Source organism: Peptoniphilus koenoeneniae (assembly GCF_030812875.1).
Lineage (GTDB): Bacteria > Bacillota > Clostridia > Tissierellales > Peptoniphilaceae > Peptoniphilus_B > Peptoniphilus_B koenoeneniae.
Genome location: NZ_JAUSTN010000009.1, coordinates 16234 through 37220 on the forward strand (window position 1 = coordinate 16234; position 20987 = coordinate 37220).

General features: G+C 34.3%; 18 protein-coding genes and 6 pseudogenes. 9 read left to right on the plus strand and 15 right to left on the minus strand.

What is annotated here, in order from left to right; genetic code table 11:
* Window positions 1-349: 349 nt before the first annotated feature.
* A pseudogene (locus J2S72_RS08000) lies at window positions 350-442 on the plus strand (plasmid mobilization protein); the annotation flags it as partial.
* Here the strand turns inward: J2S72_RS08000 and J2S72_RS08005 are convergent.
* The 7 genes and pseudogenes from J2S72_RS08005 to J2S72_RS08035 form a co-directional block, all read right to left on the minus strand.
* Window positions 431-967 (minus strand): annotated as a pseudogene (locus J2S72_RS08005) (recombinase family protein); the annotation flags it as partial. The pseudogenes J2S72_RS08000 and J2S72_RS08005 sit on opposite strands and share 12 nt — an antisense overlap.
* Window positions 968-1235: 268 nt before the next feature.
* A pseudogene (locus tag J2S72_RS08010) lies at window positions 1236-1647 on the minus strand (sigma factor-like helix-turn-helix DNA-binding protein).
* 262 nt (window positions 1648-1909) lie between these two features.
* Window positions 1910-2143, minus strand: coding sequence for a FeoC-like transcriptional regulator (locus J2S72_RS08015; RefSeq protein WP_023055120.1), 234 nt, complete (start codon window positions 2141-2143; stop codon window positions 1910-1912).
* Between the two features lie 12 nt (window positions 2144-2155).
* Window positions 2156-4177 (minus strand): ferrous iron transport protein B, encoded by a 2022-nt coding sequence (gene feoB, locus J2S72_RS08020; RefSeq protein WP_023055138.1) that lies wholly within the window; start codon window positions 4175-4177, stop codon window positions 2156-2158.
* A gap of 3 nt (window positions 4178-4180) precedes the next feature.
* Window positions 4181-4405 (minus strand): FeoA family protein, encoded by a 225-nt coding sequence (locus tag J2S72_RS08025; RefSeq protein ID WP_002416391.1) that lies wholly within the window; start codon window positions 4403-4405, stop codon window positions 4181-4183.
* The gene (locus J2S72_RS08030; RefSeq protein WP_036739187.1) at window positions 4392-6140 is read right to left on the minus strand and encodes an ABC transporter ATP-binding protein; all 1749 of its coding nucleotides are present in this window, start codon (window positions 6138-6140) and stop codon (window positions 4392-4394) included. The genes J2S72_RS08025 and J2S72_RS08030 overlap by 14 nt, the downstream gene beginning before the upstream one ends.
* Entirely contained in the window at window positions 6133-7899 is a 1767-nt protein-coding gene (locus tag J2S72_RS08035; RefSeq protein ID WP_023055132.1) for an ABC transporter ATP-binding protein, read from the minus strand. The genes J2S72_RS08030 and J2S72_RS08035 overlap by 8 nt, the downstream gene beginning before the upstream one ends.
* 216 nt (window positions 7900-8115) lie before the next feature.
* Here J2S72_RS08035 and J2S72_RS08040 point away from each other — a divergent pair, with 216 nt between their 5' ends.
* The 3 genes and pseudogenes from J2S72_RS08040 to J2S72_RS08050 form a co-directional block, all read left to right on the plus strand.
* A complete protein-coding gene (locus tag J2S72_RS08040; RefSeq protein WP_307495312.1) occupies window positions 8116-9087 on the plus strand; it encodes a helix-turn-helix transcriptional regulator in 972 nt (323 codons plus the stop codon).
* 193 nt (window positions 9088-9280) lie between these two features.
* Window positions 9281-9637, plus strand: a complete 357-nt coding sequence (locus J2S72_RS08045) for a plasmid mobilization protein (protein WP_023055095.1) — start codon at window positions 9281-9283, stop codon at window positions 9635-9637.
* A 1-nt stretch (window position 9638) separates the two neighbouring features.
* Window positions 9639-9791, plus strand: a pseudogene (locus tag J2S72_RS08050) (relaxase); the annotation flags it as partial.
* Between the two features lie 230 nt (window positions 9792-10021).
* Here J2S72_RS08050 and J2S72_RS08055 read toward each other — a convergent pair.
* The 4 genes and pseudogenes from J2S72_RS08055 to J2S72_RS08070 all read right to left on the minus strand — a co-directional run bounded on the left by J2S72_RS08055 (window position 10022) and on the right by J2S72_RS08070 (window position 11737).
* Window positions 10022-10300: a type II toxin-antitoxin system YafQ family toxin gene (locus tag J2S72_RS08055; protein ID WP_023055115.1), complete on the minus strand. Its 279-nt coding sequence runs from the start codon at window positions 10298-10300 to the stop codon at window positions 10022-10024.
* Window positions 10290-10562 carry a type II toxin-antitoxin system RelB/DinJ family antitoxin gene (locus J2S72_RS08060; RefSeq protein ID WP_023055106.1) on the minus strand — a complete coding sequence of 91 codons (273 nt, stop codon included), beginning with the start codon at window positions 10560-10562 and terminating at the stop codon, window positions 10290-10292. Before J2S72_RS08060 ends, J2S72_RS08055 begins: the two co-directional genes overlap by 11 nt.
* Before the next feature lie 110 nt (window positions 10563-10672).
* A pseudogene (locus J2S72_RS08770) lies at window positions 10673-10756 on the minus strand (nucleotidyl transferase AbiEii/AbiGii toxin family protein); the annotation flags it as partial.
* A 363-nt stretch (window positions 10757-11119) separates the two neighbouring features.
* A complete protein-coding gene (locus J2S72_RS08070; protein ID WP_238318866.1) occupies window positions 11120-11737 on the minus strand; it encodes a helix-turn-helix domain-containing protein in 618 nt (205 codons plus the stop codon).
* 362 nt (window positions 11738-12099) lie between these two features.
* Between J2S72_RS08070 and J2S72_RS08075 the strand changes: the two genes are divergently transcribed.
* Window positions 12100-12300, plus strand: a complete 201-nt coding sequence (locus tag J2S72_RS08075) for a hypothetical protein (RefSeq protein WP_155803720.1) — start codon at window positions 12100-12102, stop codon at window positions 12298-12300.
* Window positions 12301-12473: 173 nt separating this feature from the next.
* Here the strand turns inward: J2S72_RS08075 and J2S72_RS08080 are convergent, their stop codons facing one another.
* Genes J2S72_RS08080 through J2S72_RS08090 form a run of 3 tightly spaced genes read right to left on the minus strand, consistent with a single transcriptional unit; the run spans window position 12474 to window position 16780 of the window.
* Window positions 12474-14210, minus strand: a complete 1737-nt coding sequence (locus J2S72_RS08080) for an ABC transporter ATP-binding protein (RefSeq protein ID WP_023055149.1) — start codon at window positions 14208-14210, stop codon at window positions 12474-12476.
* 3 nt (window positions 14211-14213) lie between these two features.
* Window positions 14214-16124 (minus strand): ABC transporter ATP-binding protein, encoded by a 1911-nt coding sequence (locus J2S72_RS08085; protein ID WP_023055110.1) that lies wholly within the window; start codon window positions 16122-16124, stop codon window positions 14214-14216.
* Window positions 16125-16174: 50 nt separating this feature from the next.
* The gene (locus J2S72_RS08090) at window positions 16175-16780 is read right to left on the minus strand and encodes a TetR/AcrR family transcriptional regulator (RefSeq protein WP_023055133.1); all 606 of its coding nucleotides are present in this window, start codon (window positions 16778-16780) and stop codon (window positions 16175-16177) included.
* 327 nt (window positions 16781-17107) lie between these two features.
* Between J2S72_RS08090 and J2S72_RS08095 the strand changes: the two genes are divergently transcribed.
* The 4 genes and pseudogenes from J2S72_RS08095 to J2S72_RS08760 all read left to right on the plus strand — a co-directional run bounded on the left by J2S72_RS08095 (window position 17108) and on the right by J2S72_RS08760 (window position 18885).
* Window positions 17108-17548, plus strand: a complete 441-nt coding sequence (locus J2S72_RS08095; RefSeq protein WP_238318865.1) for a hypothetical protein — start codon at window positions 17108-17110, stop codon at window positions 17546-17548.
* The gene (locus tag J2S72_RS08100) at window positions 17505-17909 is read left to right on the plus strand and encodes a helix-turn-helix domain-containing protein (protein WP_036739184.1); all 405 of its coding nucleotides are present in this window, start codon (window positions 17505-17507) and stop codon (window positions 17907-17909) included. Before J2S72_RS08095 ends, J2S72_RS08100 begins: the two co-directional genes overlap by 44 nt.
* 32 nt (window positions 17910-17941) lie before the next feature.
* Window positions 17942-18682: pseudogene (locus tag J2S72_RS08105) on the plus strand (IS3 family transposase); the annotation flags it as partial.
* 92 nt (window positions 18683-18774) lie between these two features.
* Window positions 18775-18885, plus strand: coding sequence for an IS3 family transposase (locus tag J2S72_RS08760; protein ID WP_370869449.1), 111 nt, complete (start codon window positions 18775-18777; stop codon window positions 18883-18885).
* A 167-nt stretch (window positions 18886-19052) separates the two neighbouring features.
* Here J2S72_RS08760 and J2S72_RS08110 read toward each other — a convergent pair whose 3' ends face one another.
* Complete coding sequence (locus J2S72_RS08110) at window positions 19053-20846, minus strand: recombinase family protein (protein WP_307495314.1); 1794 nt, start codon at window positions 20844-20846, stop codon at window positions 19053-19055.
* Between the last annotated feature and the right edge of the window lie 141 nt (window positions 20847-20987).

Consider the following 20987-nt stretch of genomic DNA (forward strand, 5'->3'; position numbering starts at 1 on the left):
TCTCCTGTCAATAAATAATTCCGACGATACCGTCAGTTTTATTGTAACTCATTTGATAATTAACTTCAATACATGAATTATTTTAAATTTTAGTAATCTTATTTAAGATATTTGCTTGAACGCCATTTATACTTCTTAATTAATTTCTTTAAATGCGGTATAATTAATAAAACCTAATAAACGATTGACGCTTATAACTTTAATAGCTTTAATAGCAAGCACAGTAAGTGTACGGACACTTACGAAAAAATTAATGGAGCAGACCTTTATGGCATGCTCCATTTTTTTAATTTTTACCTTGTTAGGGAGAACCCTAAGACCCCAATAATTTATGATAAGGAGATATACTATGGATAATAGAAAAAGAAATAATCAATTAAAAATATATTTAACAGATGAAGAAAAAGAAGTTTTTGAAAAGAAAATGAAACTTGCAAACTGCATCATCTAACAATTCTTCTCTAATTTGCTTACTGAATGTACACTTATGACCTCTTATCATCTGCCTATGTTTACAACCATAGTAATAAAAATCTTTATACTTTGTGCCATCTTTCTTTTTCTTGGTACACTTGTTTCCAAACATTCCCACTCCACATATTGGGCATTTTACAATTCCAGAAAGCAAGTGCGTGCGTGTATCTTTACCTTTATTCACATGCTCATATTTCTTTGCTTGAGATTTTAACTTAACTTGAGCAGCTTGCCAAACTTCGTCGGAAACTATAGCTTCATGTATCCCTTCTGATATTAGATATTCATCTTGTTCAACCTGCTTATATTGATTTCTTGTACCATGAACTTTTTCTAATGTTCTTCTTCCAAAGGCTATTTTTCCATTATATACAGGATTCTTTAATATCTTTCTTATAAGACCTGCATCAAACAAAGGATTCTTTCCATTCTGTCTTGGGATTTTTCTAATTCCATGATTCTCTAAGTATTTAGATAGCCCATTGGCTCCTATTTATCGCTCGCTTTCTTGTTTCCTTGATTTCTCAGTATTCATAAAACCAAAATTTCTTTCAGCAGAAAGGTCATGGCGTAAGTCATAATTCTCCACAAGCAGATAAAGTCCTACCTTGGTCTATTCAGTTTTCAAGGAACAATAGCCTAACGGCTTTAAGAGAGATTCTCTTCAACTTTATGGTTTTCATCACTTCCTTAAATAAAATATAAGGACAGATCTCCCTTCAATTTATAAAGGAAAATTTGCCCTCTTTGGTAACCAGAAACTATATTTCTTCTATAAATTTCTTTAGTTTTTCTAAAATCTTATCTCGCCTTTTTATTAAAGCAGGATGTGATATATTTTGAGTCTTTGCTACTGCACGAAGTGTTTCATCATTGAAATATAATCTTTCGATTATTTCCCGTTCCTCCTCATTTAACTTTGACATAGCATTTCTTAGTGCTTCAATCATTATTTGTGTAGCTACAACTTTTTCAACATCAACATTTTTATCTTCATAGATTATTTTCAAAATTCCCATCGTGATTTAGAGACGAAAAAAAGAGCAAGTGGTTTTTCTTGTCCACCTGCTCCAAATACTTTTCGTGTTCTTTTTCTCGCCAGTAGACTTTATAAATATCTTCACTGACTTTCACCTTTTGTCCTCCGACATAAAGGTAATACTCTTTTGCCATAAAGTTTCCTCCATTTCTTTTTTATCTGTTTGTTTTTCAGACAAAAAAGGAGGACTCCTGCATCTTGGCATAAGAAGTCCTCTAAAATGAACGAAACCCATTCTTTCCTTAATTGTATTTAATTGTTTAGACGAGTGAGTATATGAAAAGACTGACAGATATAAAGTCTATAGAAAAAAGGGCTATTTTTATTGCGACTTATTATTTGAAATAAACATATAGACCTTCCCATTTTATTCCTCCATTTATTTGCCGTTTATTATCAATCTTTTACAATCCAAATATCATCTTGATTAACAACACAATTCGAGCATCCCAAACATTGACTTTGGCATTTACTTATTGCAGACCTTTTCGTTTTTACCAAATATCCATTATTTTCGAGATATTCAATTTTCATTTTTACACTATCTAAATCCTCACCTGTCAGTTCAGCAAGTTCTTGCAAAGTGCAAGTCTTTTTCTTTTTCAATACTTCTAATAGTTGTATAAGCATACTTATCACACCTTAAAAAATCAGTAGTCCAATATGATACGCCACACAAGATATAATTAGAGCCGATAATATATAATACAGTGCTATTTTTATCGTCCATTTTTTTGAATGTGTTTCTTGTGCGGTAGCTGCAAGAGCCATTAAACAAGGCATATTGAAGAAAAAGGCAAAAGTAAATGCTAAGGCTTCCGGCTTTGAAATCATTGTCAACATATTATTGCTTAGAATAGCGGTATCTACTGTCCCTTTAACCTCAACTGCATGCCATATTCCTGAAGAAGTAAATAATGATGCCATTACTCCTAATGCCGATTCTTTTCCCATTGCAGAAGCAACAAAAGCCATAAATAATTGCCATGGTAACCCAAACAATTTTGTTACAGGCTCTATAAATGTTCCTACTTTATAAATAAGGCTGTTAGCTATATTTCCATCAGGCGTATAGGCAAGAATCCAAAATATAACAGAAATAAGGATAATGATACTCAATGCCCTTTTCAGTACATTTCCCATCCTATTCATTACAGAAGAAAGTAAATTTTTCCAATGTGGCTTGTGATATGGTGGAAGTTCCATAATCATTCCAAAATGTTCACTTCCCTCATAAAGCGATTTTCTAAAAATCCTATATGTGATTAGTAAATGTAGAAAAGCAACTACAAATAGGCTTAATATCACAAATACTGCCTGTTTTCCGAAGAATGTTCCTGTAACAAGCCCGACTACTCCCCATGTTGACCCGCAAGGGACTACCCAAGATAATGCAATCGTCATAACCCTCTGTCCCCATGAATCAATTACTCTCGTTCCTGTGATTCCACCTATATTACAGCCGAAACTTAACAAGAACGGCATAATTGCTTTTCCTTGCAATCCTAATTTTGACATAGTGTTGTCAAAGACATAGGAAACTCTTGCCATATATCCTACATCTTCCAAGAATCCAAATACTAAGCTAATTCCCAATACATAACTTGCCATTTGCAATGCAAAAGTAATTGCAGTCATTACGGCTCCACACAAAAGTGAAATCAGCCAATTTGATACTCCAATGGCGACAAGCCCCTTTGCCAACAATGTTGATATTTTAGGTATAACAAACCCAAATAACCCCATTAGCGGAAATCCGATGAGCATAGAAGCAACTAATCCTAAAATGATAACTCCGATAGCCATAGGTTTTCCGAAAGCTTTACTTGTGGCTATACGATCAAATTTGCTTCTCTTAAATACTCTCTTTTTCTGAATAACATTTGCATTGATAAGTTTATCTATCCAATCGAATTTGCAATTACCGGTTATCAGATTCCCATTTTTGATGCCTCTTAATATATCCTCTATTTCTTTAAATTTGTATTCATCAACATTATCTTTTACCAATTCGATTACTTTCACATCTTGATCGAATAATTTCCCGACAATCCATGATTTTGAAAATACGCCTATCCCTTCATCAGGAATGTAATTTTTCAGCAATTTATATTTATCTCCGGCGACACTTTCATATGCTCTTTCAAAATTATTGTCTGCTAAAATCCTTCCGCTGTCTGAACGCTCCAGAAAAGCATAAAACTCTTTGTATTCCTTTTTATCTGCCGCAACGATAGGAATGACAGGTATATTCAAGGATTTTTGTAACCCCTTTATATTTATATTTTTCCCTTGACTTGTAGCAACATCCATCATGTTCATGATTAAGACAACCGGAATATTTATTCCAATGTAGTCAGAGAGCATAAATAGACTTCGATTTAATTGTGAAGCATCTGCCATAATAGCAATTAGGTCTGCGTTCCCGGTTTCTATATATTCTCTTGTTATAACTTCTTCCTCTGAATTTGCTGATAATCCGTAAGTTCCTGGTAAATCCACAATCGTATAATTGGTATCTTTATACGAAAATTCGCCTTCTTTTTTCTCAACGGTTTTACCCGGCCAATTTCCAACATGTTGATTTGAGCCTGTCAACCCATTAAACAAAGTCGATTTTCCAGAATTAGGCTGCCCCAGCAAAGCAATCGTTATTTTCTTCATATCTCAAAGCACCTCCATCATTATTTTCTCTGCCTCTATCTTATTGACAGCTATCATCGTATCTCTACAATAAATGAGAATAGGTTGCTTTTTATAATTCTGGATAACTTCAACATCGCTTCCGACAGTTATTCCGATAGATATTATTCTGCTTTGAAAATGTGTATCACCAATAATTTCAACAACTTTACCTTTTGTCTTTTCTTTCAAAGTACTAAGCCTCTCCATAACTATTCTCCTTTATCATCCACTTTTTCGCTCTTTCCTGTGTATTTACCATTTCATAGTAATGTCCTTTTTTTCCATAAAGTTCATTATGATTTCCTTGTTCTTCAATTCTTCCGTTATTTATCAAAATAATTTGATTAGCGTTTTTAATGGTATTCAATCTGTGAGCAATAACAAAAACTGTCTTTCCTTGCATTAAATGCTCCAAAGCATTATTGATTTTAGCTTCATTATCAGGATCAAGAGAAGCTGTAGATTCATCCAACAAAAGAATTGGTGCATCCTTCAGAATCGCTCTTGCAATAGCAATCCTTTGTCGTTCACCGCCGGATAATGTACTTCCTCCATCTTTTATTTCCGTTTCATATCCATCCTTCATTTTCAAAATAAATTCATGGCAACAAGCTAATTTTGCAGCTTGATAAACTTCTTCCTTTGTTGCATTAGGTTTTCCAACCCTGATATTGTTATAAACAGTATCGGTTAACAGTACATTATCTTGAAAAACCTGACTAACATATTTAAGCAACACATCAGGTTTTATGGATTTTATATTTTTTCCACCAATTATAATTTCTCCACTATTTACATCCCAAAATCTTGCAATCAAATTAGCGATTGTAGTTTTTCCTCCACCGGAAGGACCAATTAAAGCTGTAGAAGTTCCTTCTTTTGCTTCAAACGAAATATTGTTCAGAATCGTTTTATTTCTATCATAAGAAAAATTTACATTCTTAAATTGAATATCAAAATTTTCTAATTCAACTTCATTTTCAGAATAAGGCAATGGCTTCGTTTCATAAGCTTTCTCAAGATTACTTGCAGCTAATTTCAAATCTTTCAATAGTCCATAGGAATGTTGAAAGGCAATAAGAAGTGCAGATAATGCTAAACTCATAAGCATAAAAGCTACAAACTGTTCAGTTTTAACACTACCATCTATAAGCAAATATCCTCCTATAAGAAGAACTATCGGAAGCAAAAAGTTAACTGTGATAAAGTACATACTTGTAGGTAACGCCATTTTCTTTTCTGCGTTTACGCTTGTCTTTCTAACATTTTCAAGTGTATTTATCATTCTTTCAAAATGTTCACTTGTCATATTAGCTGACTTAAACGCTTTCATACCTTGAATGTACTCTAAAATAATAGAAATCATCTTAGAATTTAAATTTCTTTTTCTTGCCCCGTATTTTTCTATCAATTTGTTGCCCCATATCAACATAGGATATGCGATAAGCAATACTAAACACTCTAATAATGCGAGCTTCCAATCGATAAAAAATGTGCCTAATAAAATCAATATTGCTGTAACTGCCGTTTTAATAACCGATGGCAAGGTGTGCGTTATGATCAGTTCAAAACTACTCAAATCTTTTGTAAGAGTTGATAATAGATAACCACTACTATTTTTTTGGAAATGACCAAGGCTCAAACTCCTATAATGATTTGCTAAATCCAAACGCATATCTCCACACATTTCAGCTCCTCTTGAAAAGCTCAAATAGTATGCATGCCTATAAATCAGTATCCTTGCAATCATACTGATGAAACATATTACCGTATATTCTATGATTAAGGTTTTAGTTAATGTATTTTGCAATATACTAACTACGGTAAAATAGAGCATTAAATACAAAACAATGCTTCCTATCGAATCAATAACCATTAGAAAAATCGGTAAATACAATTTTTCTTTTTTATCTTTCAGAAGTGTTCTAATAATCTTAAGCATTTGCACTTACCCCCTCTCCAAAGTAATCTTTTGTGTATGTGTTCCACATACTTTCATAGACCCCTTTTCTTTCTAAAAGAGTTTTATGTGTTCCAACCTCTACGACTTCCCCTTCATCAAATACAACAATTTGATCTGCATTCTTAATAGTATGCAAACGATGAGCAATCATAATAATTGTTTTATTTTTCAACAAGTTTTGAAGTGCTAACTGTATCTGGTACTCATTTTCTATATCTGAATAGGAAGTTGCTTCATCAAAAATAATAATTGGAGAATCTTTGAGTATTGCCCTAGCGATTGAGATTCTTTGTTGCTGTCCACCTGACAATTTCACCCCTTGATCCCCGATTCTTGTCTGATATCCATTCGGTAAACTCATAATAAAGTCATGAATTTGTGCTGCTTTTGCAGCCTCAATAATCTTATTTTCATCTGCATCTGTTCCCATACGAATATTCTCATAGAGAGTGTCCTCCAAAAGAAATACATCTTGAAAAACAAATGATGTAATGTCCATCAAATTATCTATTTTTAATTCATTGATCGGTATGTCGTTAATTTTAATTGCTCCACTTGTTACATCCCAGTACCTCCCAATCAATTGTGCAGCAGTTGTCTTGCCTGCACCGGAAGGTCCCACAAAAGCATTTATTGTATTCGGTTTTAAGAATAAATTTATATGTTGTAATGCTTTATTTTTTGTTTCTTCATCGTCATAACTGAAAGTAACGTCTTTAAAATCTATTTTCATACACTCATTCTTGTTTATGATTTTTGTTCCGTCTTTCAATTCATCCATATCCATTATTTTTTTTATGTTATCCAATCCGCTTCCAAGCTCCATAGATTGCATAAAGATTGTTACCATATTTAAGAACGAAACAAAAAAGCACATTGTAAGCATAATAAATAGCAAATAGGATGTTGCTGATAAAGAATTTCTCAAAAAGAAATATCCTCCGAACGGCAATGTAAATAAGATTGCTGAATCCAAAACCACTAAAGTTATTGATAAAGGATAGCAAGAACTCACACACATCTTTTTCCAACAAGTAATATACGCATTCAATGAGCTTCTATATTGTTCAAATTTTTCTGCTGTTAAATGATACATTTTTATTACAGGCATAGCCTTTATAAATTCGTTTGCCGAAGCATTTAAATCAGCAATATCTTCGGATAGCTCCGTTGACATATCCGGATAATTTTTTATTAGCATCATAGGAATTCCTAATCCCAAAATCATAGGAATAAGCATAACAAATGCCATCATCCAATTTAATTTCAACATGAAAATGAACATAATAACCGGAACAACTGCCACCTGAGCTAATTCCAAAGTGCTATGAGCCAAAAAATTTTCAACTCTATCTACATCATCAAACAACAATGTTTTAATTTCTCCGGGGGCATGCTCTTGAAAGAATCCCAAATTAAATTTTGAAATATGATTTACAACTTTCAGCTTAATTCTGTGTATTGTGTTAAAAGCTGCTGTATGAGATAAAATGCCCGCAAAGGACATTAGTATTGCTTGCAAAACAGCACTTATAATTCCTATACCTGCCCACATTAAAATTTCTGTATACGAAATGTTTTTCTGGAATATCATTAGTAATATCTTATAAACTACAAAATAAGGAACTAATGATAAAGCCGCAGAAATGACAGATAAAAACATTCCTAAATGTAGCTTTTTTCTCTCATTTTTTGCTAATTGGAATACATAAGATATCCCTGTCTTCTTTTTTTCCATTAGTTATTCCATCTCCTTTCATAATTGTTAGCCGTATCTAACTAACTACATTCATTATAAAGCTAATTTTTTATAACTCAAAATCTAACTATGAATTTTGATATTCCTTGTAATCCCTTTATTTATAAGCTTTTTATCAGTATTTCTATTTACATTTTTATAAATTTGTGATATAATAAAATAAATTTGTGATATTAAAAGAGGTGAGTAGAATTGATGGATAGAACAGTTATTGATTATTTAACAAACTTAGTACATGGCGCTCCTTTTATTCCTGTTCCAACTTTATCAACTGAAAACAAACAAATCTTTAAAATAGATCCCCATTTTGGCAAAGGTACTTTTCGCATACTAAAATTTGACAGCCGTTTAATTCTAATTTTAATTGCTAACTTTACTCCAAATGAAACAATGGAGAAAATAACCGAAGTATCTGAAAAGTATTTAGAGATTAGCCAATTTGAAACAGAAAGCAGTTCATTTAAAGTCGGTGGCAGAAAGTTAAATAATGTAGAAAAAGGTATATATTGTTACTTAAATACAGAAAAGAAAACTTATACCTATTGTGAGGCAAATAAGCCTGTAAAGTTTACGAAAATAATCCTAACCAAAGAATACTTTGATACTTTCTTAAAATTAAAATATGATGATTTTGAATATGAAAAAGCAAAGATTCTTAATTCTTATTTGTTAAAAACTCAAAATTCTCCGCAGTTGAATTTTATATTTCAACAGATAAGAGAATCCCAAGCTGAAGGAAAGATTTTGCCTTTATATTTGGAAAGCAAAGTTATGGAACTATTATCTATCATAATTACAGAGTTAGAAGAAAAGGAAAAAAATATATCCGTTGTCTTAACTAAAAAAGATAAGCAAAATCTGAAAAGGGCTGTATCAGCTATGAAAAAAGATTTATCGGTTCATATTGACGGACTTGAACTCTCTAAAATTGCTTTAATGAGTCCTGCACGATTTCAATTAGCTTTTCGCAAATACTACGGTGTTCCTCCCTACGAGTACTTAAAAGAACTAAGGCTTAATAAGGCATTATTATTGCTGAAAAATCCCGAGTATAAAATATCTACGATAGCAGAAAAAGTTGGCTATACACACACAGGACATTTTGCTAAAATATTCAAATCAACTTATGGAATCACACCAAGTAAATATAGAAGTACAATTACTTAAACTAATATTAGAATTCAATATGTGCTTAAAGCTGTTCTTATACTATTAGTATATGAGCAAGCACAGTAAGTGAGTACCCACTTACGAAAAATTGATGAAGCAGAACCTTTATGGACTGCTTCTTTTTTTTATCAATTTTACCTTGTTAGGGAGAACCCTAAGACCCCAATATTTTATGATAAGGAGATATGCTATGGATAATAGAAAAAGAAATAATCAATTAAAAATATATTTAACAGATGAAGAAAAAGAAGTTTTTGAAAAGAAAATGAAACTTGCAAATTGCAAAACTATGTCCCACTTTCTTAGAAAATGTGTATTAGAAAAAGAGATTTATGTAGTAGACTTAGAGCCATTTAGAAACCTACAATGGCTACTTTCAAATGCAACAAATAATATAAATCAGATTGCAAAAGCTACTAATACAACTGGTGTTATTTACAAAAATGAAATTGAATCAATGAATAAACAGATAGAAAAATTATCAAAAGAAATATGGCAGATCCACTCCCTACTTCTTAATAAATCAAAAGAAAGCAATGGTGACTAATATGGCAATTACAAAAATACATCCTATAAAATCAACTCTAAGTTTGGCAATAGATTATATAACTAAGAGTGAAAAAACTGATGAGAAAATCTTGGTATCTTCATTTAAATGCCATCCATCTACAGCCCATACTCAATTTATAAAAATACGAAAGATCATATTCTATAGCATATTTTGAAACAAAAAAGAAGTAGAATAATTCCACTTCTCCAATACTTAATATTTTCTTGTCTATAATTTGCTATACAGTGTCTGTTAAATTACATCTCATTAATTCTATTTGATAAAATTGTAACTACACCAACCACCTTATCAAATGTCAGATCTCCAATATACTTATTTTCATTAAGGTACAGGTCATAGAAGTATCTCATTCATATTGTTTTACTTAAACAAATCTGCGTGTGAGCCAGTTCTTACTAGAGATAATACTAAAAACTCTTCTATTTTTTCATATATCAACAAAAAATCTGGCTCTATATGACATTCTCGAGTCCCTTTGTAATTTCCAGCTAATGAATGATCTCTATATTTCTCGTCAAGAGCTTCATCTTTTGCTATTTTTTCAATAACATCAAAGAGTTTCTCAATATCTTTTCCTTGCTTTTTAGCCTGCTTTATGTCTTTTTTGAACCTACTTGTAAACTTTATTTTATACTTCAAGGGCCTTCCTCAAATCATCCATATTATCGTAAGCTCTGACCTTATTATCTTTTGCTATCATTCTTCCTTCTTCTATAGCTTTTATAGTTTCATCATTTGGAATATCAAGTTTTAGATCAAAAGGAATGCCACTTTCTCTAATACTCGCCCTTAAAAACATGTTAATTGCAGTAGTCATATTTAAACCTAAACTAGAATAGATTTTTTCTGCTGCTTCTTTTATTTCTTTATCAGTCCTTATATTCAAATTTGTTGTAGCCATTTCATCATCTCCTTTAGGATAATTATATAGGTTTATTCGTGCAGCGTCAATACATCGTCATTATTAAGTGCTTTTATCTATTTTATATTTATTAAAATTTTTTTATTCAATATTTGCAGAACTTCTTGTGACTTTAGATTTTTCTTCTCTGCCAAGCTTCTTATCTTGCCCTTTATACTCTCGATATTAATCACCTATATAAAAAAAGAGCAGCCTTTTAAGCCACTCTTGTAGAAAGTACAAAATGAGTTAATTATATTTTTTGTGTTTCCTCATACTAGTCTCAAAACTACTCTTACATCCATGTAGTTTTTTTGAGTCTTTTTGACGTATCCTTCTTCATCTTTATCAAATACAAAATGCTTATAAAACTGCTTAAAATGCAGGATTTCTAAATTTATATCTTTTGTATCAAGGCTAGACTCTTCAAGTGAAACGGGTGAACACTAAGTATGTCATGAATTCTTGTATGTATGTGGAAACATATCCACATGCTTTTTAACGATAACATAAGCCTATCCTTAAAAGGCATTCGCTCTACAAACCGGGAGTTGTCATCAAACCGGAGCTCCTGTTGTTCGTCTTTTCAACAAAATAAAGCTTATGGCACAAATACTAATATACACTATAGCAAACAATACAACATGAGCTATGCTGATAGGGTATGGGGCAATCCACCCTTGTTTGAAAAATGCGATAGAAATTACACCCGTAACCATAGAAAGTGGCATGAACAAGAACCCGCTGAGATTAAGCCAGTTGACAACGAAAGGTGCCCTTGCTGCAGAGAGTAACCGCCCTATAAAGTATCCAGCAATTCCAACGGCCTTAATAATCATTGAACCCCATAGGGTATCCATGGTTTGCCTTTCATACCAGCCTGCAAAAGCACTAAATAATCCAATCCAAACAAATGCTGTTGATGCGATATATAGTATCTTGCTTTTTAGCTCAGAGCTTTTCTGTTCTTTATCTGCAACTGGTTCAATTCCTTTTAGAATGTAATCGGTTGTAACTCCGAAGTAATCGCTCATGGTAATTATTTTTTCCAAATCCGGCAAGCTTTGTCCACTTTCCCATTTTGAAACCGCCTGCCGAGATACTCCAATCTTGCCTGCAAGTTCTTCCTGTGAAATTCCTTTTGTTTTTCTCAAATACTGTATTCTGTCTGCCATGTTCATAACGCACACTCCTTTCTTATATGGTTTAGTTATATCAAACAAATCGGTTTCATACTACCAAGCTGCCTTGGAAATATGTCAACCAACAGTTGCAATGCTGTTTTTTTATTAAGCCAATATAAACAAGCTATCCTAAAAATTCTAATTTATCTTTGTTTAAAAATAAATCCCATTATATAATTCGATAAACTCTTTAGTAAACTTTGTGACAAATTCATAATCAAGTTCAGTGGCTAAGGTTTCTTCATTTTACTTAGTTCTTGACAACAACGTTATTGCCTCCACATGTATCAAGACTACCCTGATGATAACCCTACATCAAGAAATAGGTCTGCGTGCTCGTTGCAGGACGAAAAATGGCAAAGGGAATGCCGTATAATGGTCTGATCCGCAGATTCATCACCAAGGGAAAACAAATTGACAGCTGCTCCGACGAACAGATTGCTCAGATTGAGATCTGGTGCAATGACCTTCCACGGAAGTCGTTCGGCTACCGCCCCCCCCCAGATACACTCTTTGAGGACGAACTTGACAAAATTTACTCCTGTGTTGCCTGATGAACGATTCAACTGCCAATGTTCAACTTGTTATTGCAATTTACGTAATTTAAAAATCACGATATAAAAGCGACTAAGTTATTTTATTCTTAATCGCTTCAAAAATTGTCTATATGTGCTTTACAAAGCTTTTTAATTCTTAAATGTCGGTTGCTTTTAATCGTTTACTTTTTTTACAATCTCCAGCTTGCAGCTCGCTCTCTTGCCTTGATAAATGCTGAATAAATTCCTTCTCTATTTATCAAATCGTTATGTTTGCCTTCTTGAACCAATTTACCGTCATCAATCACTAGTATCTGATCGGCTTTTTTCACAGTTGAAAGTCTGTGAGCTATCGAAACTACAGTGTGTCCTTTGGACAATTCCTCAACCGCGGCCAAAATCTCATATTCATTTTCAGGATCAACGGAGCTGGTCGCTTCATCTAAAAGAATAATAGGTGCATTTTTAAGTAATGCTCTAGCAATAGAAATTCGTTGTTTTTCACCACCGGAAAGAGAACTGCCACCCTCACCTACCATGGTGTTATAGCCATCAGGAAGTTCCATAATAAAATTATGGCAACGAGCCTTTTTAGCAGCTTCCACTACTTCTTCATGACTTGCCTTAGGATTTGCAAAGCGAATATTATTCTCTATAGTATCTTGAAAAAGATAAACATTTTGGAAAACAAGTGAAAGATTTTTCAGTAAACTTTCTACTTTATAATCTCGTATATCCCTATTTCCTAATCTTATTTCACCACTGTCAACATCATAAAAACGAGAGATCAAATTGATTATTGTCGTTTTTCCGGATCCTGACGGTCCTACGATAGCTGTCTTTGACCCTTGTGGAATAGTAAATGAAAGGTCTTTTAAAACAGGCTTCCCTTTGTCGTAACTAAAGCTCACCTTATCAAAGACGATATCCTGATTTTCCATAACTTCCAAAGTCCCGTCACTTATTTCAGGAATATCTAAAACCTCATCCAAATATTGCATATTGGCAGGATTTTTAACCATGAGGATGGCTGCATTTTCAAGTTGTTTTAAACCGCCGAAAATCATAAAGCCGGCAGCTGAAACAGTAAGCGCTTGTGGTAATAAAACTTCCCCTTTCGTATAAAGATAACAAGAAAATAATGTAACAAGTAGACTCGAAAGATTAATAACAGTAGAAAAAATTCTTGCATAAATAACAAAGACGATTTCAAAATGTACTTGAGAGAGTCTAAGTTCTTCAGAAGCATTTTCCAATTTAGAATGTATTTCTTCAACAACACCTTCATCTGCAAACGGAAAACTGCGAAGCACAGGAATCCCGCTAATGCTATCAACTAACGCATCACCCACCTTTGTAATAGCTGCATGCTCACGTGCAACCTCTTTTTTTGCTTGATTAACCATAAGAGACATGCATAGCCAAATAAGAATTAAACAAATTAAAGTTAAAAATCCAATTTTAGTATTTACACCGAACATCCCAACCAACAGAAAAAAGGATATTGAAATGCCTGAAACAGCAAAGTCGATACTCATTGCAGAGTAATTTTCAAGACTCTTCATAACATTGGTAAATGCCGCCATAATTCTTGATAGGCTTTGTTCTGCAAAATATCCCATAGGCGCCTTTTTAAGTTTTTCGCCAACTGCAAGTCTGTAGTCCTTGAAAATGCCAAAGAAAACACCGTCACTAAGACCGCTTTTCGCCCAGCCTGTCAAAAAATTAAAAAGAAAGGAAGCAAAAAGCACTCCGAAAATTGTCCAAATATGCTCCCATGTAGTTTCATTCATCCAACCGAATGCAAGAAAGAGAGCGAAAAATCCAAACAGCATTGAAGCATTTTGCAGAAAAATAAGAAACATTCCTGCCTTAAGACGATTTTTATACTGTCCTGCCAGTTTGAATGATAATCTTATAAACTCCATGTCTTATTCCTCCCCTAAATATTGTTTCCACAGGCTTGCATAAAGTGGCTCTTCCATCAGTTCTTCATGTTTACCCTTGGCTATAATTTGACCTTTATCGATTAGAATTATTTGGTGTGCCTGCTTGATTGTATTTAACCTATGAGCAACCATCACAAGATTTTTCCCCTTTACGAGATTCGATATTGCTTCTTGGATGAGAGCTTCATTTTCAGGATCGGCATAAGCTGTTGCCTCATCCAAAATAATGGTTGATGCAGGTTTCAAAATTGCTCTGGCAAGAGTTATTCTCTGTCTTTCACCGCCTGACATTGCTCCTCCTGCTTCTCCTGCTTTTGTATCATACCCTTTAGGAAGTGCCATAATAAAGTCATGGCAATGAGCAGCTTTTGCTGCCGCAATAATTTCATCTTCGGATGCATTAGGCTTTCCAAGACGAATATTATCTCTAATACTTACATCGAAAAGAAAATTATCTTGTGAAACAAAAGAAATCTCTTCAGCAAGCTGTTTAAATGAAATATTCTTTGTATCAACATTACCAATGGAAATTTTACCCGATGACTGATCCCAAAATCCTGCTAAAAGCTTTGCAATTGTAGATTTTCCACCACCTGAAGGCCCGACAAGCGCAGTCACTTCTCCGGGGCTTGTTTCAAAAGAAATATTATGCAATACCTCGGTTCCGTCATGATAAGAAAAACTTACCTTATCAAATTTTATTCCCTTGCCCCTATCTATAGTAACTTTATTTTCTGCATCAGGACGTTTTTGATCAGGCATATCAAGCAATTCTTGTATGGATACCCAAGTATTGGAAGCCATCTGAAAAAGTTCAAAGCTCATCATGATTGCAAAAGCTTGTGGAAGGATAGCAATTGGCAGAATAAGTGATAAAAGCAATGTTTCAATGCCTATTTGCCCGTTCCCATATAAATAGAAAGCTAAAGGTAAGCTCACTATCTGTGGTGTCATCATTGCAGCCGTCATAAGTGCTTTGCCAAACCAACTTTGCTTCCACCATTTCATCGTTGAAAAATGATAGAATTTTACTGCATCTGCAAACTTTCCATACGAAACTTTGTCTTGTGCAAATGCTTTGATTACAGGAATTCCACGAACATACTCCGCACTTCTGTCGGCAACATTAGCATAACTTGATAGCCACACCGCCATTCTACTACGGTATTTATACATCATTGTAATCATCGCTAAAAAAACAATTGGTAGCGGCACAAATATTGATAATCCTATGCGCCAATCTAAATAAAACAAAATAACTGTGCAAAGTATCGGATGCAAAAGCCTGCTAGGTAGTTCAGGCATCAAATGGGCTACCCAGTCTTCCATATCTGCTACTCGATCCATGATAATTACCTTAATTTTACCTACAGGATTATCCACCAAGTACCCCATTGGAATTACCTTTAATTTTTCAAACAAAGTCTGTCTAAGTTTTGCAAGTATGGAAAAAGAGGTTTTATGTGAAATGGTTGTGCTGAATCCTGAAAATATAAAGTAAAGGAGCAGTGATCCTATTGCAAAAAAAGCATATTTCATTAACGCATGAAAGCTGACCGGATTACCCCCGGCATTTTTTATAAGCCATCCTGCTGCATAAGCACTAAAAAAATAAGTAGAAAAACTAAAAAGCTCTCCAATGCAGGCAAAAATAACAGAAATTCGCATCCTACCCTTATACTCAGGTGCTACACTCATAAGTGCTTTATTTAAACCACCCATACTGATTTTAGGTTTTTTTTCGCTTTGCTCTACATCACTTTCGATTCGCTGCATAATCTCATCAGGAACATCCAAGTTTAAACTCTCTACCTCTTTTATTAAATTTTTATTTTGCTTGAGTTTCTTGCTGTCCGAAGCAGAGCAAATCAACTCATCATTTTTTTTCTTCATTAACTCATCTCCTTTTCAGTTAGCTTATACTAACTATTAGTTTAAAAAAATTACCTTATTTTACCTTTTTCATAACTGTCAATAAACAGTTTTATTATTTCTATAAAAAACTCTCTATTATTTATAAAGCTATCCCTTGCCCCATCTAAGATTTCACAACCTAGTATAACTGTATTCATAAAAAATATTAAAAAGTCATTTGTGAGATATTCACACCCATCTTTCTTTGCAACTTTAACTCCTATATATGTAGCCTTTAAGGATTCTTCGACCAAAATTGGGAACAAATTCTTTAGGTCCTCATTGTTTTTCGTAGCCTGAAGATATATGGCATATACGCTCATGAGTTCACTTTCATCAAGTACTTTATCGACAATCATATGTGCTACAGCATTAGCATCTAACTCTCCCGGATACTCTGCCAGAACTTCATTAATCTTATCGACTCGATAAGCCATACCTTCTCGCATTAAATCATGTAATATTTCAACTTTATTTTTGTAATGGTAATACACACCTCCTCGAGAAAGCGAGGTTTCAACAATAATATCTTCCATTACCGTGTCAGCAAAACCCTTCCTTAAAAAAACCTTTTTAGCTGCATCTAATATTTCTTTTTTTCTGATTTGACTGACTTTCTGTTTTTTCCCTTCCAAAATCTATACCTCTCTTTGTAAATAAAACTGACAAAACTGTCAGTTTTATTGTAGCATCATTTTAAGTTAGCGTCAACTAACTTTTTCGGAATACACTTTATGGTGACTTGTAATATGAAATGCAACAAATAAATAAAATAATCCATGGCTAATCTGATAAAGTGTTACTACCCACAAAAACACAAAGGAGAAGCCATGGATTAAGTATATTGTACCACTACTCGAGAAAAAGGAAGCCATTTAACTTATCAAGATCGTCAAACCTTAGAAAGGATGGTCATGGAGAATCACAGGAAACCTGCTAAGGAGAGAATATCAAAGAGTAAGATGGCAGAAATGCTTGGCGTTCATCGCTCAACAATCAGCCGAGAGCTCAAAAGGGGCGAAATCACGCAGCGTGATATCCTGTGGAAAGAATACACTTCCTATTGCGCCGATGTAGCACAAGATCTCATTGATTCCAATACCACGGCAAAAGGTCCCTCTTTAAAGTTAGGTAAAGATCAGCTCTTCCATGATTTTGTTGAATACTGGATAATAGAGAAAAAGTATTCACCGGATGCGGTAATCATGAAGATCGAAAACGAAGGACTCTCTTTTGAAACCGAGATTTGTACAAAAACCCTCTACAACTACATCAGCAAAGGTTACTTCCTCAATCTGACAAATAGAAACTTACCCCGTAGAGGTAAAAAAGTCAAAAGAAGATATCAAGGAGCAGGAAATGTATTCAAAAGAACAACGAGAAACCGCATTGCAACTGCATGATGAGTTTCAATCAGTTACTAAAGTCATACAAAAGCTTGGCTATCCCAGTCGGCAAGGTATGTATAAATGGATCCGGGGACGCTCAAATCCTCCTGAGGATAAAGCAGAGCGCAAAAGGATAAACAACTCTAAAGAGCATCCTTTGCATCCTTCTGTAGAGACCAAGTTCGCAATTTTAGAGCGTTGTTTTATGAAGGGCGAAAACGTACAATTGGTTTCTGAGGAAACCGGTTATAGTCGGACATCAATCTACAGATGGAGAAAACTATATGTATCACAGGGAGTAGCCGCACTAATGAATGAAAAAGATAGACCAAGAGGAGAACCGGAAGAGGGGCCCAGGCCTCAAAGGATGAAATAGTAGAGCTAAAACAGCAAATACTCGAAATGCAAATGGAGATAGATATCTTGAGGGAGGCGATCAAAGTCATAAAAAAAGACCCGGGCATCAACCGGAAAAACCTGAACAACAGGGAAAAGACAACGATCGTTGACGCCTTAAAGAACCGCTACTCGTTGTCGCAATTGCTGTCAATCCTGCATCTTTCTCGGAGCAGCTATTATTATCAAGAGGCAACACGCAAGAAGCCGAATAAGTATACTCGCTTAAGAGTTCGTATTGCAGAGCTCTTTGCCGAAAATCGAAAGTGTTACGGTTATCGTCGCATTCATGCTTTGCTTCAGCGTGAGGGCATTACCGTTTCAGATAAGGTTGTCCGCCGTATCATGAGCGAAGAAAATCTTGTAGTTACCGTAAAAAGGCGGAGGAAGTACAACTCCTATCAGGATGAGGTTTCCCCAGCTGTTCCTAATTTAATCCGGAGCGACTTCCATGCAGAGCAACCGAATAGCAAATGGCTTACTGATATAACAGAATTTGCCATACCGGCCGGCAAAGTCTACCTGTCTCCAATCGTAGATTGCTTTGACGGTATGGTTTGCGCATGGTCAATCAGCGTCTCTCCGGACGCTAAACTAGTTCACGAGATGCTGGAGAAAGCAATAGACACTCTTCAGAGCGATGAGAATCCCACGGTCCATTCAGATCGTGGATGTCACTACCGTTGGCCGGGTTGGATTCAGCGTATGGATGAGGCGGGCCTTACTCGCTCCATGTCTAAAAAAGGCTGTACTGGCGACAATGCTGCTTGTGAAGGCTTTTTTAGAAGACTAAAACCGAGATGTTTTACAATAAGGATTGGTCAGGGGTCAACATATTTGAATTCATGCAGGAGCTTAATGATTATATTTCTTGGTATAATGAAGAGCGTATTAAAACGTCATTGGGAAATCTTAGTCCTGTAGAGTATAGGAGAAAACTTGGATTTGCTGCATAAAAACTGTCCAACTTTTTGTCCGCACCCCCGTACCTTTTTTAAATTTTATTCGTTTATTTCACCAGCAATATCTATATATTCTTTTAATTTTCGTTGTAATAAATTCTTGTCTATCAATTTTAGACAATTCATCTTCACCTATTTATATATCCAAATGGTGCTCTGTATTAAGTTTGGACAAAAGTGCAACCGTCTCCACATGTGTTGTCAATAGGATAGGAATACAAATTATTAACCTCGTCGCTTGAATGAGGATACAATTTGTTGTCAGTTTCCTCATTAACTTCCTTGGCATTTTTTCTTCTGCTCTTAAATAATCTTCCGTCCTGAGAATCTTTTTTTCCAGTCTTATATATGATAGTAATCATTGCAGGATCAATTTCACCTTCATCGTTAGTTCCCCCAATGATGATTTTATCTACTATACTTTCAAATACTGCCCTATCAAATTCCTCAAGGTATTTATTGGATTCAAGTAATTTTTTAAAACCCTCAAGCCTTTTCTTCAATGCTTTTTCATCAGTAAGTGTTACTTCTAAAGTCCTTTTTTCTGCAAGTAATTTCTCTTTGCTAATGGCTATTTCATTATACTTGTCCTGATATATATCCATGCTGATTGACTCATTCAGCCTTAATTCAACAAGATCCTTTTCTTTCTTTAGTATCTTATCAAGTTGATTTGTTATCTTCTTCAGGTCTTTAGCTAAACTGTTGTCTTTCAATTCTTCTTCCACAGTTTTAAGGAATTCATTAGTAATTTCAACATTATTGTGGCATACCTGACGATAACTTTCCATGAATGCTTTTTCTATGGCTTCTTCTTCAATCCCTTTACTATGCGGACAATACTTCTTTCCGTTTTTAGTAGCATTGACACACTGCCATATAACTTTTGTATACTCTGAACTCGAATGCCAATTTCTTCTTGAAAGATTATGACCACAAAATCCACATTCAAGCATACTGCTAAAAGCATATTTTCTTGAATACTTTTCTCTCTTACCACCATTATTAGCAACGGTATTTCTGTTTTTTGACCTTCTTAATCTAATACCTTGAGCTTTTTCAAAATCTTCTTCCGAAATGATTGGCTCGTGATGGTTCTCTATATAAAACTTATCCTGTTCTCCGAAATTATCCAATCTTCTCTTTGAAATAGGATCAACCGTATAGGTCTTTCCCATCATAAGATCCCCTTTATATTTCTCATTTTTTATGATTCCTAAAACTGTTGTTTCCGTCCATCTTTTATTTCCTCTTGGCGATAAATATCCTTGTTCTTCAAGTTCTCTGGAGATTACCATACCGCCAACACCTTCAATATATCTTCTGAAAATATATCTTACAATCTCAGCTTCTTTTTCATTGATAGAAATGCTTTTAGTTTCCGGATCATAGTCATAGCCTAAACACCCTTGAAAGCCTACCATTTCTCCTCTTTCCATCTTCATTCTCAAACCTTTTTTGACATTGGCTGAAATGTTCTCTACTTCCTGTTGCGCAACTGAACTTAAAATTGTTAAAAGCAACTCTCCGTCCATTGTTAAGGTGTTTATGTTTTCCTCTTCAAAAAAGACCGCAACATTAAACTCTTTCAACTTTCTTACATACTTTAAGGTGTCTAATGTATTTCTTGCAAATCTTGATATAGACTTTGTAATTATCATATCTATATCGCCGTTCATACAGTCATTTATTAATCTTTGAAAGTCAATTCTTCGATCAACCTGTGTTCCTGTTATCGCCTCGTCAGCATATATTCCGGCAAGAGTCCACTCTTTATTTTTCTGTATAAATTCTGTGTAATGCTCTACCTGAGAATTATAGCTATTAATCTGATCTTCAGTATCCGTACTAACTCTGCAATAAGCTGCCACTCTCTTTATTGAGCGTTGAACACACCCTGATGCAGTTCTTTTCAGTGTGGTATCACCTTTAATAACTTTAACATCCTTTTTCACTGCACTGCCTCCTTTTTGTATCTTTCTATGCAGTTCTATTATACCACACTTGCAAAACATTATAAATATAATTCTGTAGAGATATTATACTTTTTCATCAGCTTTAGTTTTATCTTTTTATATTCAATATCACTGAGCAAG

Coding starts and splice junctions, on each gene's coding strand:
- J2S72_RS08080 (WP_023055149.1), bottom strand. CDS start 14,210: ATGGAGTTTATAAGATTATCATTCAAACTGGCAGGACAGTATAAAAAT.
- J2S72_RS08015 (WP_023055120.1), bottom strand. CDS start 2,143: ATGCTTATACAACTATTAGAAGTATTGAAAAAGAAAAAGACTTGCACT.
- J2S72_RS08030 (WP_036739187.1), bottom strand. CDS start 6,140: ATGCTTAAGATTATTAGAACACTTCTGAAAGATAAAAAAGAAAAATTG.
- J2S72_RS08100 (WP_036739184.1), top strand. CDS start 17,505: ATGTATTCAAAAGAACAACGAGAAACCGCATTGCAACTGCATGATGAG.
- J2S72_RS08035 (WP_023055132.1), bottom strand. CDS start 7,899: ATGGAAAAAAAGAAGACAGGGATATCTTATGTATTCCAATTAGCAAAA.
- J2S72_RS08045 (WP_023055095.1), top strand. CDS start 9,281: ATGGATAATAGAAAAAGAAATAATCAATTAAAAATATATTTAACAGAT.
- feoB (WP_023055138.1), bottom strand. CDS start 4,177: ATGAAGAAAATAACGATTGCTTTGCTGGGGCAGCCTAATTCTGGAAAA.
- J2S72_RS08060 (WP_023055106.1), bottom strand. CDS start 10,562: ATGGCTACAACAAATTTGAATATAAGGACTGATAAAGAAATAAAAGAA.
- J2S72_RS08070 (WP_238318866.1), bottom strand. CDS start 11,737: ATGGCAGACAGAATACAGTATTTGAGAAAAACAAAAGGAATTTCACAG.
- J2S72_RS08760 (WP_370869449.1), top strand. CDS start 18,775: ATGCAGGAGCTTAATGATTATATTTCTTGGTATAATGAAGAGCGTATT.
- J2S72_RS08095 (WP_238318865.1), top strand. CDS start 17,108: ATGGCAGAAATGCTTGGCGTTCATCGCTCAACAATCAGCCGAGAGCTC.
- J2S72_RS08040 (WP_307495312.1), top strand. CDS start 8,116: ATGGATAGAACAGTTATTGATTATTTAACAAACTTAGTACATGGCGCT.
- J2S72_RS08025 (WP_002416391.1), bottom strand. CDS start 4,405: ATGGAGAGGCTTAGTACTTTGAAAGAAAAGACAAAAGGTAAAGTTGTT.
- J2S72_RS08075 (WP_155803720.1), top strand. CDS start 12,100: ATGGCAAAGGGAATGCCGTATAATGGTCTGATCCGCAGATTCATCACC.
- J2S72_RS08085 (WP_023055110.1), bottom strand. CDS start 16,124: ATGAAGAAAAAAAATGATGAGTTGATTTGCTCTGCTTCGGACAGCAAG.